Origin of the sequence: Marseilla massiliensis (assembly GCF_016899855.1) — a bacterium.
Classification (GTDB): domain Bacteria; phylum Bacteroidota; class Bacteroidia; order Bacteroidales; family Bacteroidaceae; genus Prevotella.
Map to the genome: position 1 here is coordinate 1 of NZ_JACJJG010000071.1, position 13,285 is coordinate 13,285.

The window sequence follows — 13,285 nt, forward strand, 5'->3', positions numbered from 1 at the left end:
CCCCATAACCTAATAACCTTATAACCGCATAACCCAACAACCTCAAGACCTCATCACCTGAAATCTTTTCAGCCTGCAAAATTACTGCAAATTATCGGCATTTCAGCCGTTTTGCGGGATAATTTTCAACGCCAAACATAACCTGTTGATATTCAATAAGTTATATATGCCTTTACAAAAGGCCGTCTTTTGGCCTGCAAAAGGTGGCCTTTTAGCGTGCGATTTGCCGTCTTTTACAACGCGAAAGACGGCCTTTTGCAAAACGGGTGGTTTCGTATCATATAAAAAACGTCAATATGTCGATATTTTATTGGTTTTTGTTTGCCTTATCGCCATTTAACGATAACTTTGCATAAAGTAATCAATCAAAACACTATAAACAATGAAGAAAGTCTTATCTATCGCCGCCCTTGCGCTCGCAACACTGTCTGCCAACGCGCAGGATACGGCCTACAAAATTACGGGTACTGTGCCCGCTGACGTAAAAACGGTATATCTGGGCGTAATGAACGCACGCCAACCCGTTGACAGCGCAGCCGTAACAGGTGGTAAATTCACGCTCGACGGCACACGACAGAAGGACGAACTCCTTATGATTATCACGGGAGATTATTACCTTCCGGTGTTCAATGACGGTACGCCAATCGACCTTAACACCGTTGCCAAGACGTTCACCGGCTCTGAACTGAACAAGAAAATGTATGCCTACGATAATGAACTGTCATCATATACCGAAAATCTTAACGCGGCAATCATGGAGTATCGTGCGGCAAGTGCTGACACTACTGCGGAAGGAATGGCAAAGCTGAAAGAACTTGAAGCCAAGTGTGAACAACTGCAGGACGCTGCAATAACCAAGCAGATAGATATTGTTAAGGCGAATAAGGATAATCTTATCCCGGTAGCTTTCCTCAGCCAACTTTATTACATACTTGACTATAACGAGCTGAAGGAGCTTCTGCCCGAGACCGCTCCTTACTACAACCACCCTGCAATGGCACGCGTAAAGGCGCAGCTTGCGGCTCTCGAGAAGCGCATGCCCGGCAAGATGTTCACCGACCTGTCGATGAACGACACCGAAGGAAACCCTCGCAAGCTGAGCGAATGGTGCGGTAAGGGCAACTATGTGCTGGTGGATTTCTGGGCAAGCTGGTGCGGACCGTGCCGCCAGGAAATGCCCAACGTAGTGGCAAACTACGAGAAATACCACTCAAAAGGCTTCGAGATTGTAGGCGTTTCGTTCGACAACAAGGCCGAAGCGTGGAAGAAAGCCATCGCCGACATCGGCATGAAGTGGCCTAACATCAGCGACCTGAAAGGCTGGAAGTCGGCCGCAGCTCCCGCCTACGGAGTCAACTCAATCCCCTCTAACGTCCTTCTCGACGGCGAAGGAAAGATCGTCGCTGCCGACCTTCGCGGCGATGCGCTCGGCGAAAAGCTGAAGGAGATATATGGATTTTAAGTAGTTAAAGTAGTTAGAGGTAGTTAGAGTAGTTAAAGTCAAATGCCTTGACTGCAATATTGGGCAAGTAAAACATTTAAAGTCAAATGCCTTGTTGGTAAGAATATGGGATATTCCACCCGTTACCAACAAGGCATTTGACTTTAACTACTTAGCGAACGTAGTGAGCGTTAACTACTTTAACTACTCTAACTACTTAAAAAACGTTATCCTACCGTTATCTGTCTTACTACGTTTCTCTCCTCTTTACGTATCTTGGGGAGCACTACCGTGAGCACGCCGTCGGCCACTTTAGCCGATATGTTCTCCTTATCAACATCGTCGGGCAGTATCAGCGTCTGCTCAAACTTGCTGTAAGCGAACTCACGGCGCAGGTAATGCGACCTCTTGTTATCATCGTTATGTTCCTTCTTACTTTCCATCTTGATGTGTAAATCGCCCTCTTGGTTGAGGTGAACGTTGAAGTCTTCCTTCGTCATTCCCGGCGCAGCTACCTCCACTTCATAGTCAACCTCGCTCTCCTTAACGTTTATTGCGGGTGCCGTAGCGTTTGTTCGCGGCATGAAGTCGGTATCAAAGAAATCGTTAAATACGTCCGGTAACCAAGAATTTTTACGATTAACTGGTGTCATGATTATAATCTCCTATTATTTAATTTGTTGTTATTCAATCTGTTTCTTGCGGCCTGAAGCGTTGCTCCCGGCCTTCGCTTAATGTATTGCAAGTAACGTACCAACACAGCGAATGCGCCAAAATGTCCTACATGTAAGACATTTTGGCGCATCAGTTTAATTGAGAATTGAAAATGATAAAGGAGAATTATGCGTCCGACGAGGCGTATTTATTACGGTAAAGGCCGTCGATTATGCTGTCGGCCAAGCTGATGTTAGGCACCTTTATGCTGTCGCAGCCGAGTGCTTCGGCCACAATCATGAAGATTTCAGACGCCGGAATGATAACGTCGGCACGGTCAACCTTCAGTCCGTATTGCTCTATTCGCTCCTCAACGCTCAATGCCTTGAGCTTATCGTAGATAGACTTTATCTCGCTGACGGATACCGTCCGTGTATCCTTGTCTGAATTACCAAGCTTGAACAGTTTGTTGATGTTGCCGCCTGAGCCTATCATCCGCATGTCGGGCATTGTCTTGGCAAAGCGCCTGAGGTCGGCTTTCATGTTCTCAACGGTTTCCTTTGACACCATGCCTCCGAGCATCCTGAGCGTTCCGATGTTGTAAGACTGGCTGTGGGTGAGCACTCCGTCGTGGAGCAAAGATATCTCCGTGCTGCCTCCGCCAACGTCGATGTAGGCGTAGTTGCCCTTCGTACTCTCGATGTTCTCTACGATGTTGTTGCACAGCAGGCGTGCTTCCTCACGTCCGTTGATGATTTCCAGGTTAATGCCTGTCGACTCGTAGAGTTTCTTCAACACCTTCTTGCCGTTCTCAGCGTCACGCATTGCCGACGTGGCGCACGCCCGGTAGTCGTCAACATTGTTGAGTTTCATCAACTGGCGGAACGCCTTTAGCATGTGTTTCATCATCACCATGCGCTCCTTTGATATCTTTCCGAGCGTGAACACGTCGGAACCAAGACGCAAGGGGACACGCATGTACATCACACGTGAAATCTGTTGGCTGCCGTCCTGGGCAGTCCTGAAGTTCTTGATGAGCAGTCGCGCTCCGTTAGAACCGATGTCTATAGCCGCTAATCTCATGTTTTTTTGTATTTAGGAGTAAGGGAGTAAGGAGGAAATGAGTAAGTAGGTATGCCATAAAAGCATATTGTCTTGATGGCATTACTTATGCTTTTCAGCCCTGCCCCGATGTTGTTTGTATAATAAAATAACGTTGTTTTACCGTTTATATTTTACCGTCTCAAGCGTCATTTGTAACCCTTTGACAATCAACAGGTTATCAACGCCTTTACAAAAGGCCACCTTTTAGCGTGTAAAATACCGTCTTTCGGGCTGCAAAAGGTGGCCTTTTACACGCCGAAAGACGGTATTTTGAAATATGGTTGTTATTCTGCTGTAACGCCGACGGTCTTCACCTCAGCCTCGTATGCATTGCGCAGCTCTTCTTGCGAGCGGAATGGGCGGTCGCCGATGACGGGTTGTATCACGTTTTCTCCTGACCCGTCAACTATTCGTCCGTTGGTAGTATCGTTCAGTCCGTACTCTACCGTACGCAGCAAATCACGCTGCATGTCCTCGTCATAGACAGGAGTCATCACCTCGATACGGTTCAACAGGTTGCGCGGCATCCAGTCGGCGCTGCCTATAAAGTATCTTGGCGCGCCGCCGTTACAGAATATCAGTATGCGCGAATGCTCCAGATAGCGGTCGATTATGCCCACGGCCTTGATGTTGTCGCTCACGCCCGGAATGCCTGTAACAAGCGAACTGTTACCACGGAGCACTATTCCAATCTTCACGCCGGCGGCCGAAGCGGCATACAACTTGTTGACAACGTCGGGCTCGGTGATATGGTTTATCTTCATCTTTATCCACGCCTCACGCCCTGCCTTGGCGTTCTTTATCTCGTTGTTGATGAGCGAGAGCACACGGTTCTTCATAGAGTTAGGCGACACCATGAGCTCCTTGAAGCGCACTTGGGAGAACGGACGGTCGATGAAGTCAAACACTTTCTTCACCTCCTGCACGATGTTCTTCCTTGCGGTCATCATCAGGTAGTCGGTATATGTCTTGGCGTTGCCCTCGTGGAAGTTACCCGTACCGATGCAGGCAATGTTGCCCTGCTTCGATTCTATGTACAACAGCTTGGAGTGAATCTTAAGTCCCTCAACACCGAAAATCACGTTTATGCCCTCTTCCTGCATGCGTTTGCTCCACTTTATGTTACTCTCCTCGTCGAAACGGGCCAGCAACTCAACCACCGCCGTAACCTTCTTGCCGTTGCGTGCGGCGCAAATTAGGGCCTTGACAACCTTTGAGTCCTTGGCTAGTCGGTACAACGTAGTCTTGATTGACTTCACTTCAGGCTTCAACGCGGCCTCACGCAATACACGGATGTAGCCGTCAAACGAGTGGTAAGGCACGTGTATGAAAAGGTCCTTGCGGCGTATCTGGTCGAGAATGCTCTCCTGCAACAGGAACTCAGGCTTCATCATGGGTTTCCATTTGGGATATTTCAACTCGTCGTGACCGCAGTCCGGGAAAGTCATCAGGTCCCTGTGGTTCTGGTAACGGCTGCTGGCAAGCGAAGCATCGAGCTTGCTTATGTCTATTTTCGACATAAGTTTCTTCTTCATATCCTTAGGCATCTGCCTGTCGTAAATAAGGCGTACCGGGTCGCCATGCCGTCGGCTGCTCACTCCCTTGGCTATTTTCTGGAGCACGCCATAGTCAAAGTCGTTCTCCATCTCCATCTCGGCGTCCTTCGTGAACTTAAAGGAATAAGCCTCAAAGGTGCTCGGCTTGAAGCCTATGAATATCAATGGAAGGCAGTAACGGACAACATCGTCAAGGTACATGATGTTGTCAAAGCCGTCGGACGACGGCACCTTGACAAAGCGTCCGTGCTCCCTGTCCGGCACCTTGATGATGGCAAGGCTGCTCTTGGGCAGTCGCAGGCCTTCGGCGGGTTCCGTTTTCTTGACCAAAAGATATATACGGTTATCCTCAAGCTGGCCTATCTCGTCGATTTCGGAGAACCAGATAGGATTGGTGTAACCGTTAAGGCGGTCGAGATAAAAGTTCTTCAGGTATGCGGCTTGCTCCTCATTGAGCTGCGTTTCGTTAAGAAGACGGATGTTGTGTTGCTCCAGGCTGTCGAACACTTCGTCTATCGCGACAGTGTATTCCTGGCTGAATTGCGAGTTTAGCTTGTTTATCGTCTTGATGGTCTTGCGGATGTTGTCGTGCTGCTTGCGTATTTCCTTGTTGTCAGACTCCAACAGACGGTTTAGCGAAGCCATGCGCACACGGAAGAACTCGTCAAGATTGTTTGAATAGATACCAAGGAACGAAAGCCGTTCCAACAACGGTATGTTCTCCTTGCGGGCTTCCTGCAATATACGATGGTTGAAGTACATCCAACTGACGTCACGCTCTACATATCGCGTCTCCTTGTTTTTCTTTGCCATAGTTTTACAACTCAGATGTTATTTTTGTACACAATAAAAAAACTGTTTGCCGGCAACATGCGTGTCCGGACCGCCACGCGGCTTTACTGAAAGGCAAAACCTGAAGACTGGCAGACGGTTTTATTTTGTGCAAAATTAAGATTTATATTTAACATTAAGGTTGTATCGGGTGTTAAAATAAGAATAAAATATTGTTACATTTGTGTTTTACGTATGTGTGTTCCAGACTGGATTACAGAACGTAAGAACACAGGACACAAAAATAACCGGGAACTGACTCACGTCAACTCCCGGTTATTTCAAGTATATTATCCCAGCCTTTCAAGTTGGACTGTAAAGTGACGCATGAGCGGAGCCTCCCAAGTTATGCGCACGCCACGTGTTATTTGCTCACGACGGTCGTACACATTCTTCAGCGCGGCGGCTATTACAGCAATGTGGTTGTCGGTATAAACACGGCGCGGAATGGCCAGACGGAGCAGGTCGAGGCCGTCAAAGCGGTTTTCACGGGTAACGGGGTCACGGTCGGCCAGCAGGTAACCAATCTCGCAACCGCGGATACCTGCCTCGAGATACAGCTCTACCGTCAGTGTCTGAGCGGGGAATTCTTCTTTCGGGACACGTGTCAACACCTTCGGGGCATCAACGAATATGGCGTGGCCTCCTGCCGGACGCTGGTACGGAATGCCGTATTCATCCAACAAGCGGGCAAGGTATTGCACCTGGTGAATGCGTGTCTCGAGGTTGTCGAACTCTGTATTTTCGTCAAGTCCGATGGCCAGCGCGTTCATGTCGCGGCCGTTCATGCCGCCGTAAGTAAGGTAACCCTCGAACTGTACGCAGTACCCCTTGGCGCCTTCATACCAGTCCTGACGCTTGGTTGCTATGAATCCGCCCATGTTTACGATACCGTCTTTCTTGGCGCTCATGGTCATTCCGTCGGCCAGAGAGAACATCTCGCGGGCTATCTCCTTGATGGTCTTGTCGGCATAGCCCTGCTCGCGCGTCTTGATGAAGTACGCGTTTTCTGCAAAGCGGGCTGAGTCGAAGATAACGGGCTTACCGTACTTGTCGGCTACCTGGCGCACCTGGCGCAGGTTCTCCATCGATACGGGCTGGCCTCCGGCGGTATTGTTCGTGATGGTTACTATAATAAAAGGTATGCGGTCGGCATGTTCCTTGAGCGCATTCTCCAGCTTCACGGGGTCAACATTACCCTTGAAAGGCACTTCAAGCTGCGTATCCTTGGCCTCGTCGACAGTACAATCGAGCGCAACGGCCTTGCGTCCCTCGATATGTCCCTTCGTTGTGTCGAAGTGGGAGTTGCCGGGCACGATGTCGCCTTCGTGCACAAGATACGAGAACAGCACGTTCTCGGCTGCGCGTCCCTGGTGAGTGGGGATTACATAGTCAAAACCGGTGATACGCTTGATGGTGTCTTTCAGGAAGAAGAACGATTCGGCGCCGGCGTAACTCTCGTCGCCTGTCATCATGCCGGCCCACTGGCGGTCGCTCATAGCGCCCGTGCCCGAGTCAGTAATAAGGTCGATATACACTTGGCTGGCCTTCAGTTGGAACACATTGTAGTGTGCCTCCTTAATCCATTGCTCGCGTTCCTGGCGAGTGCTCTTGCGGATTGGCTCAACCATCTTGATTTTCCAAGATTCTGCAAAAGGTATTTCCATAGTTTAAGGTTTAATATTTACGGTTCCAAATTTAGTTAAAATACCCGTTACGCACAAGCTTTTTGACATATTTTTTGCTTATTTCAGCATGCGGAACAGTCGTGCGGTGACATATTGTAAGCCGAGAACCGTAAGCAAACCACAGGCTTATACTTACGGAAAGGCAAAAAATTTGTTCATTTTCAATTCTTCATTAACCATTCAGCGGGCTTTTACTTACAATATAAAAGGCCGTCTTTCAGCGTGTAAAAGACGGCCTTTGGGCTTGCGGTTGACGGCCTTTTGCAAGGCAAAGTGCCGTCAATCGGGAAGTATCGCGACGGATACGGGAGCATAGTCTGCCGGACTGAATCGGCGAAAACCTTTCGAAGCCGTCTCCGTTCCACGGAAAGACGTCGTGCCGCCGAAGTTGTACAGTCGTCCGTCGACGCACTCCGTGGCGCCGAACCAGTTGAACGTGCCGAGCATTCTAAGCTGTTCTGGCGTGCCGTCGCCCGGAATATAGCGTGTGATGGTTGTGCCGTCGAAGGCGTAGATGTATCCGTCGGCCACGCCGATAAAGCTGAAGTCGGTGCCGAGCGAGTCGGTCTTGGCGCACTTAGTAGCCTCAAGCGCCCCGTCCTTAACGGCATACGCCGTACTCATAAGGTTGTCCATAATCCATGTGGTGCCGTCGGAGTCGTGAGTTACGGCCACGTTGCCGAAGCTCGCATCATGTGCCACTGTGCCCTCAAGCGTGGCGGTAAGGTCGCCGTTCTGGTCGCGCCCCATGGCGTAAGTCTCTATATTGCCGTCAGTAACGACATATAGCATGTTGTCACCTGCCGCCGCAGCCACTACGTTACCCGCGCGCTGGGCTATCGGCAGCCACGACTTGCCCGACAGGTAGTATATGCCGCCGTCGCCTGCAATCACCGGCGTGCCGCCCATGCTCACTCCTGCTCCGCCACAAGGGATGTCGGCATAGCGGTGTTCCTCGCCCGTAGACGTGTCGTAAGCGCGGAACTCGTAGCTCGGTATGGTCTGTTCGTAACCCAAATTGGTATGCTCAATTATGCCTCCTCCATAGTAAATCACGGCGCCGTCGGTAAAGTGTATCGCCGCCGAACCTTCGTTGCCGAGCTGACCGAGGTCGTTGAACACGATGTTCTGGCTCACCCTGAGCGTATTGACCGACGGCTCGCCGTCTATCGTAAACTTGCCTTCGGCTACGCCGTTGTCGTCGAACACCACGTAAGGACTGGCCGTATAGGTCTCTCCCCGATTGATATACACTATGGGCTCCTTCGTCGGCACGTCGGCATTGGGGTCGACAAATGTGAACGACTGGCTGGCGGAGCCGAGCCGTTGCATGGTGCCGTCAGAGGCACGGCCGTTGTAGATGTCGACGTATATGCCGCCGTCACGATAATAAGCGGCCGTCAGCACCACGCCCGGAGCGTCGGTTTCCTCGTTGGCGGGCTGGCGGACGACAATCTGTGTTGAGTCTGCCGAAGCCCTCGTGCCAGGCGCCTCGGCAAACGTTATGTACCCCGTACGCTCCTTTCCGGTAAGGTTCATGGCGGCTATCACCTGCACGCTCTCGCCTCCCTTGCCGCCCATCTGCGACAGCTGGAGCCAGTCGGCAGATGAAGTGGCCTCCCACGGCTCTGCAATAGGTATCGTAACGTCCTTCTGCTCGCCGTCCGAAGACAGTTCAAACACGCCCTCGTCAACAGGTGGAGGCGTCGGGCCGGGCCCCGGATCGGCGTTATCGTCGTCGCTGCACGCCGCCAACATAACAACGGCACATGCCGCAACGGACATCCATGATAATAGTTTAATCTTGCACATAATCGTTATCGTTTTGAATGTTAATAATTCATTTTGTGCAAAATAAGCACTTTCCACAACAAAGCCAATAACGGTTTACCGTGATTTTCGCCAACGCAAGAACATGGCTAAGCCCTCCTGATGACACGCAAAAGCCGTCCAAACGGTACGTAAAGACCGTTCAAACACGCCGTAAGAACGGCCTTTTCAAAGCCGATTCACAACATACTGAAAATCAAAGACTTATCACGCACGTCCCAAAACGCCGCAAAACGCCCTGCAAAACACGGCATATTACAACGCAAAAGGCCACCTTCCGCATAGCGAAAGGTGGCCTTTTGAAAAATGGGCAGGCTTCAGCCTGAATGTTATTTCTCGGGAATCTCCTCAAGAGTCTTCACCAACAAATCCCAGAACTTGCTCGTTGTGGGCCAGTTGGCACGCTCGTTCGGAGTATGGGGCGACAGCAACGTCGGGCCGAACGAGCAGATGTCAAGACCCGGATACTTGGAAAGAATAATGCTACACTCCAATCCTGCATGCACAACCTGCACTGTCGGCTCCTCGCCGAATAGGTCGTTGTATATCTTGCGCATGCGCTTTATAAGCTCGCTATCGGTGTTGGGATCCCATCCGCCGTAAGCTCCGCTCAGCTCAACCTTCATGCCTGCCATGTTGAAACAGCTCTCGAGAGATGTTGCAAGCTCGTCTTTCTTGGTCTCGCTTGAGCTGCGCGCCAGTATTTTCACTGCCGCCTTGCCGCCCTCGATGTCTACGATTGCGAGGTTTGAAGACGTCTCTACAATGCCTGGTATTGACGGAATGTAGCGCCATACGCCGTCGTGGGCAGCGTAGATGGCGTCAACGAGGTTGTCCTGGATTTCCTGCGGCACTACGGTTGCAGGCAGTTCAACGTCCTCAACGGTAACGTCGATTTCGTTTTCTATACCCTTGTATTCCTCGTTAAATGTCTCTTTGTAATCATTAACAAGCTCGATAAGGTCGGCTTTGTTGTCTTTAGGCAACGTCAGAACGACCTCTGCCTCGCGCGGAATGGCGTTGCGCATATTGCCGCCATGCCATGAAGCAAGGCACGCCTCGTCGTCGGCGATGGCCTCACGGACAATACGAACGAGCATCTTATTGGCGTTTCCACGGCCCACTCCAATCTCAAGGCCCGAGTGTCCGCCCTTGAGTCCCTTGACGGTAAGGCGCACGGCAATGTCTTCCTTGTCGCTTTCAGCCTCCTTGTAGTCAAGCGTAGCGGTGATGTCCACGCCGCCGGCGCTACCTATGATGAGCTCGCCCTCCTGTTCGGTGTCGAGGTTAAGGAGTATTTCGCCTTCCAGTTCGCCGGCCGGCAGACCATTAGCACCATACATTCCGGTCTCCTCGTCAGCGGTTATAAGAGCCTCAACGGGACCGTGTTTCAGGTCGGTTGCCTCCATTACGGCCATTATCGCGGCCACTCCGAGGCCGTCGTCAGCGCCGAGAGTGGTGCCCTTTGCCTTTACCCAATCACCGTCAATGTAAGTCTGTATGGGGTCTGTCTCAAAATTGTGCGTGCTGTCTTTCTCCTTCTGCGGCACCATATCCATGTGAGCCTGGAGGATTACGGTCTTGCGGTTTTCCATACCCGGAGTGGCAGGCTTTCGCATAACGATGTTGCCGGCCTCGTCCGTGAAGGCTTCAACGCCTACTTTCTTGGCGAAGTCGAGCAGGAACTGCCGTACTTTGTCGAGATGTCCTGACGGACGCGGAACTTGTGTCAGTGCATCGAAATTTCTCCATATGCACTCAGGTTTAAGGTTTTTGATTTCACTCATAGCATTTATATTTTAGGTGAATAATTATTCTATAACTGCCGTATCGCCGTCCTCTTATCGGTAAAGGCCAGCGCAGCCCAGCTGTATATGCCGAGAAGGATGACGAGAAGGGTCTGTATAGAGTGTACAATCAGTACAAAATAAAGTGCGTTATTATCGGCCACGCCATAAAGTATGAGCATTGTCTTTACGGCAAAATGCCACGGACCGGCGCCGTTGGGCGTAGGCACGATTACGGCAATACTACCCACAACGAAGGTGACAAGGGCGCACTGCAGCCCGAGACCGGCAGTAAAATCGAAACAAAAGAACGTAAGGTAATAATGCAGGAAATAACACACCCATATCCCAAGGGTATAGATTACGAACAGGGGGATGTTCTTTACGTTCTTGAGCGAGATGACTCCCTGCCATATCCCGCCGAAAGTAGCCTTCACCTTATCATAAAACGAGAGTTTCTTAAGCAGGAAATGCAACAGGAAGAGCACGGCAACGGCGCACGCTCCGGTAACAAGATAACCGGTAAGCGAAAAGCGGTGGAGTATCGAATCGACGCTTGTGCCGGTGCGGTTGAAGAAATACGAAAAGACCTTCATCTGCATAAGCAGCGTCACTCCACTGACAACGGCCATGAGAAGGGTGTCAATCGCACGCTCGGTAACAACCGTTCCGAGAGCTTTCGGAAACGACACGCCGTCATATCTCTTTAGCACCCCGCAGCGTGTAAACTCGCCGATACGCGGTATTACGAGACTTGCCGCATAAGAAAGAAAGATGGAATGGACAGCCGTTGACGTGCGCGGACGTTCGCCAAGAGGCTCAAGCGTCTGGCGCCAGCGCCATCCACGGAACATCTGGGCAAGGATACCAAAAGGGAACGAGAGCAACATCCACGTCCAATCCATGCCGTGGAGAAGGATATCGTCAACACTTCTGAAGTCGAAGTCGCGATACATCCAATATAGAATGGCCCCGCCAAATAAAAGCGGAAGCAAGATCTTGACCGTATTATTGGCCAGCGTTGTTGTTTTCACCAAGGTAGAATGTTTGTGCGCCAGCGCCGTCATGCGATTCAGGCAGTGACATGCCTCCTGCACGAAAGGCGCCGTTTATCGTCCTGCAAACTTTCAATAAAAATCCGAGAATACGTGTATCCGTTCATAAAATTTAATGTATGGCTTATCAACAGCACGACTTCATACTTACGGACACAGCCCCAAGTCAGCAAATATCGTATCTGAACACGTAGTCGTCCATGACAAATCCCGAACCGATATCGGTCACCTGGCTCCTCACGTTGGCGTATCCAGACTTAGAATAAGCAGCAATGGCGGCAGCGTTATTCTTGTTTACAGTAAGCCATATAGAGCCAAGCCCTTCACGACGACACATAACCACCAGGTATTCCGTCATACGCCTGAACAGCCCCATACCGCGAAAATCACTTTTCAGATACATCTTGCTGAGATAAAGCGTATTGTCGTCGCATGCCTGCACACCGCAATATCCAGCCTCGCGGCCATCCTTACTTATAATAAAGTATCTGTAGCCATGGTTGGCCACCTGCTCTTTTACCGCCTCGTATGACTGGAACTTACCTAACATATAGTCGATTTGCGCGTTGCTTATCATGCCGGCAAAAGCCTCATGCCATATCACAGCCGCCATGTCAGCAATCTTCCTGACATCGTCATCACCACTGATTTCCCTTATCATAATCTTAGATTTTTATATCGCAACTACGCCGACGGCACTCAAAAATCAGCCGACGGCATAGCCATTTGCAAAGATAATGCAAATTTTCGATTACAGCAATGACGGCATAAGCATTTGCCCCGGCATAAACAACTTTTTTAACTAAATGACACATTATCGCCAGGCAATACTAAAAAATATCATGCCGAATCAACGATTAACGAAAAAATTTATTACCTTTGCGCACGATTAAAACGAACAAAGGCCCCGTAGCTTAGCTGAATAGAGCGTCAGATTCCGGTTCTGAAGGTCTTGGGTTTGAATCCCAACGGGGTCACTGTAAAAAGTGCTAAGTAGTTGAATTTCAATTATTTAGCATTTTTCTTTTGCTAAAATTGGCGTCTTTTTGGCGTCTTTTTTGGGTCAGTTGATTTTTTAATCACATGGGGCTGTAGTTTTTTCCACTTGATAAAACATGGCAAACTCAGGCGTTTGGATGGCGAGTTTGAATATGAACCGTCTTATGTAGTCGATACACTTTAACTGTAAGCAAAAGATTTCGTCTCTTTGCAGCGGAGATTTTCTATGATCTTTTTGCTTCTGCATTGCATAGTCTTATTACGGCTTGGAAAAGCCACGCGACTTTGACCCTTTTGGCCAAGCAGGATTGTCCCCTTTGGCTACAATATGATTGACCCT

The 13,285-nt window shown here is 50.1% G+C and carries 9 protein-coding genes and 1 tRNA gene; 2 read left to right on the forward strand and 8 right to left on the reverse strand.

All coding sequences use genetic code 11. From position 1 onward, the window contains the following. The first annotated feature begins 382 nt into the window (after nt 1-382). Nucleotides 383-1,462, forward strand: a complete 1,080-nt coding sequence (locus tag H6A34_RS10720; RefSeq protein ID WP_205105512.1) for a TlpA disulfide reductase family protein — start codon at nt 383-385, stop codon at nt 1,460-1,462. Nucleotides 1,463-1,668: 206 nt separating this feature from the next. Here the strand turns inward: H6A34_RS10720 and H6A34_RS10725 are convergent, their stop codons facing one another. The 8 genes from H6A34_RS10725 to H6A34_RS10760 form a co-directional block, all read right to left on the reverse strand. After that, nucleotides 1,669-2,094: an Hsp20/alpha crystallin family protein gene (locus tag H6A34_RS10725; protein WP_021948544.1), complete on the reverse strand. Its 426-nt coding sequence runs from the start codon at nt 2,092-2,094 to the stop codon at nt 1,669-1,671. 187 nt (nt 2,095-2,281) lie between these two features. Next, nucleotides 2,282-3,178: a Ppx/GppA phosphatase family protein gene (locus tag H6A34_RS10730; RefSeq protein ID WP_205105513.1), complete on the reverse strand. Its 897-nt coding sequence runs from the start codon at nt 3,176-3,178 to the stop codon at nt 2,282-2,284. A 305-nt stretch (nt 3,179-3,483) separates the two neighbouring features. Continuing rightward, nucleotides 3,484-5,568, reverse strand: a complete 2,085-nt coding sequence (locus tag H6A34_RS10735) for an RNA degradosome polyphosphate kinase (protein ID WP_205105514.1) — start codon at nt 5,566-5,568, stop codon at nt 3,484-3,486. 308 nt (nt 5,569-5,876) lie between these two features. Next, nucleotides 5,877-7,253 carry a tryptophanase TnaA gene (locus H6A34_RS10740; protein ID WP_021948541.1) on the reverse strand — a complete coding sequence of 459 codons (1,377 nt, stop codon included), beginning with the start codon at nt 7,251-7,253 and terminating at the stop codon, nt 5,877-5,879. Between the two features lie 300 nt (nt 7,254-7,553). Further along, complete coding sequence (locus H6A34_RS10745; protein WP_205105515.1) at nt 7,554-9,086, reverse strand: BACON domain-containing protein; 1,533 nt, start codon at nt 9,084-9,086, stop codon at nt 7,554-7,556. 347 nt (nt 9,087-9,433) lie between these two features. Next, the gene (locus H6A34_RS10750; protein ID WP_205105516.1) at nt 9,434-10,891 is read right to left on the reverse strand and encodes an aminoacyl-histidine dipeptidase; all 1,458 of its coding nucleotides are present in this window, start codon (nt 10,889-10,891) and stop codon (nt 9,434-9,436) included. Nucleotides 10,892-10,920: 29 nt separating this feature from the next. Then, the gene (locus H6A34_RS10755; RefSeq protein ID WP_205105518.1) at nt 10,921-11,958 is read right to left on the reverse strand and encodes a lysylphosphatidylglycerol synthase transmembrane domain-containing protein; all 1,038 of its coding nucleotides are present in this window, start codon (nt 11,956-11,958) and stop codon (nt 10,921-10,923) included. 154 nt (nt 11,959-12,112) lie between these two features. Further along, entirely contained in the window at nt 12,113-12,607 is a 495-nt protein-coding gene (locus tag H6A34_RS10760) for a GNAT family N-acetyltransferase (RefSeq protein WP_205105517.1), read from the reverse strand. A gap of 242 nt (nt 12,608-12,849) precedes the next feature. Here H6A34_RS10760 and H6A34_RS10765 point away from each other — a divergent pair. Further along, nucleotides 12,850-12,923: transfer RNA gene (locus tag H6A34_RS10765), tRNA-Arg, on the forward strand. The last annotated feature ends 362 nt before the right edge of the window (nt 12,924-13,285 follow it).

Bases quoted from the DNA above. Each gene is read 5' to 3' on its own strand.
- H6A34_RS10720 (WP_205105512.1), top strand. From the start codon at position 383: ATGAAGAAAGTCTTATCTATCGCCGCCCTTGCGCTCGCAACACTGTCT.
- H6A34_RS10725 (WP_021948544.1), bottom strand. From the start codon at position 2,094: ATGACACCAGTTAATCGTAAAAATTCTTGGTTACCGGACGTATTTAAC.
- H6A34_RS10730 (WP_205105513.1), bottom strand. From the start codon at position 3,178: ATGAGATTAGCGGCTATAGACATCGGTTCTAACGGAGCGCGACTGCTC.
- H6A34_RS10735 (WP_205105514.1), bottom strand. From the start codon at position 5,568: ATGGCAAAGAAAAACAAGGAGACGCGATATGTAGAGCGTGACGTCAGT.
- H6A34_RS10740 (WP_021948541.1), bottom strand. From the start codon at position 7,253: ATGGAAATACCTTTTGCAGAATCTTGGAAAATCAAGATGGTTGAGCCA.
- H6A34_RS10745 (WP_205105515.1), bottom strand. From the start codon at position 9,086: ATGTGCAAGATTAAACTATTATCATGGATGTCCGTTGCGGCATGTGCC.
- H6A34_RS10750 (WP_205105516.1), bottom strand. From the start codon at position 10,891: ATGAGTGAAATCAAAAACCTTAAACCTGAGTGCATATGGAGAAATTTC.
- H6A34_RS10755 (WP_205105518.1), bottom strand. From the start codon at position 11,958: ATGACGGCGCTGGCGCACAAACATTCTACCTTGGTGAAAACAACAACG.
- H6A34_RS10760 (WP_205105517.1), bottom strand. From the start codon at position 12,607: ATGATAAGGGAAATCAGTGGTGATGACGATGTCAGGAAGATTGCTGAC.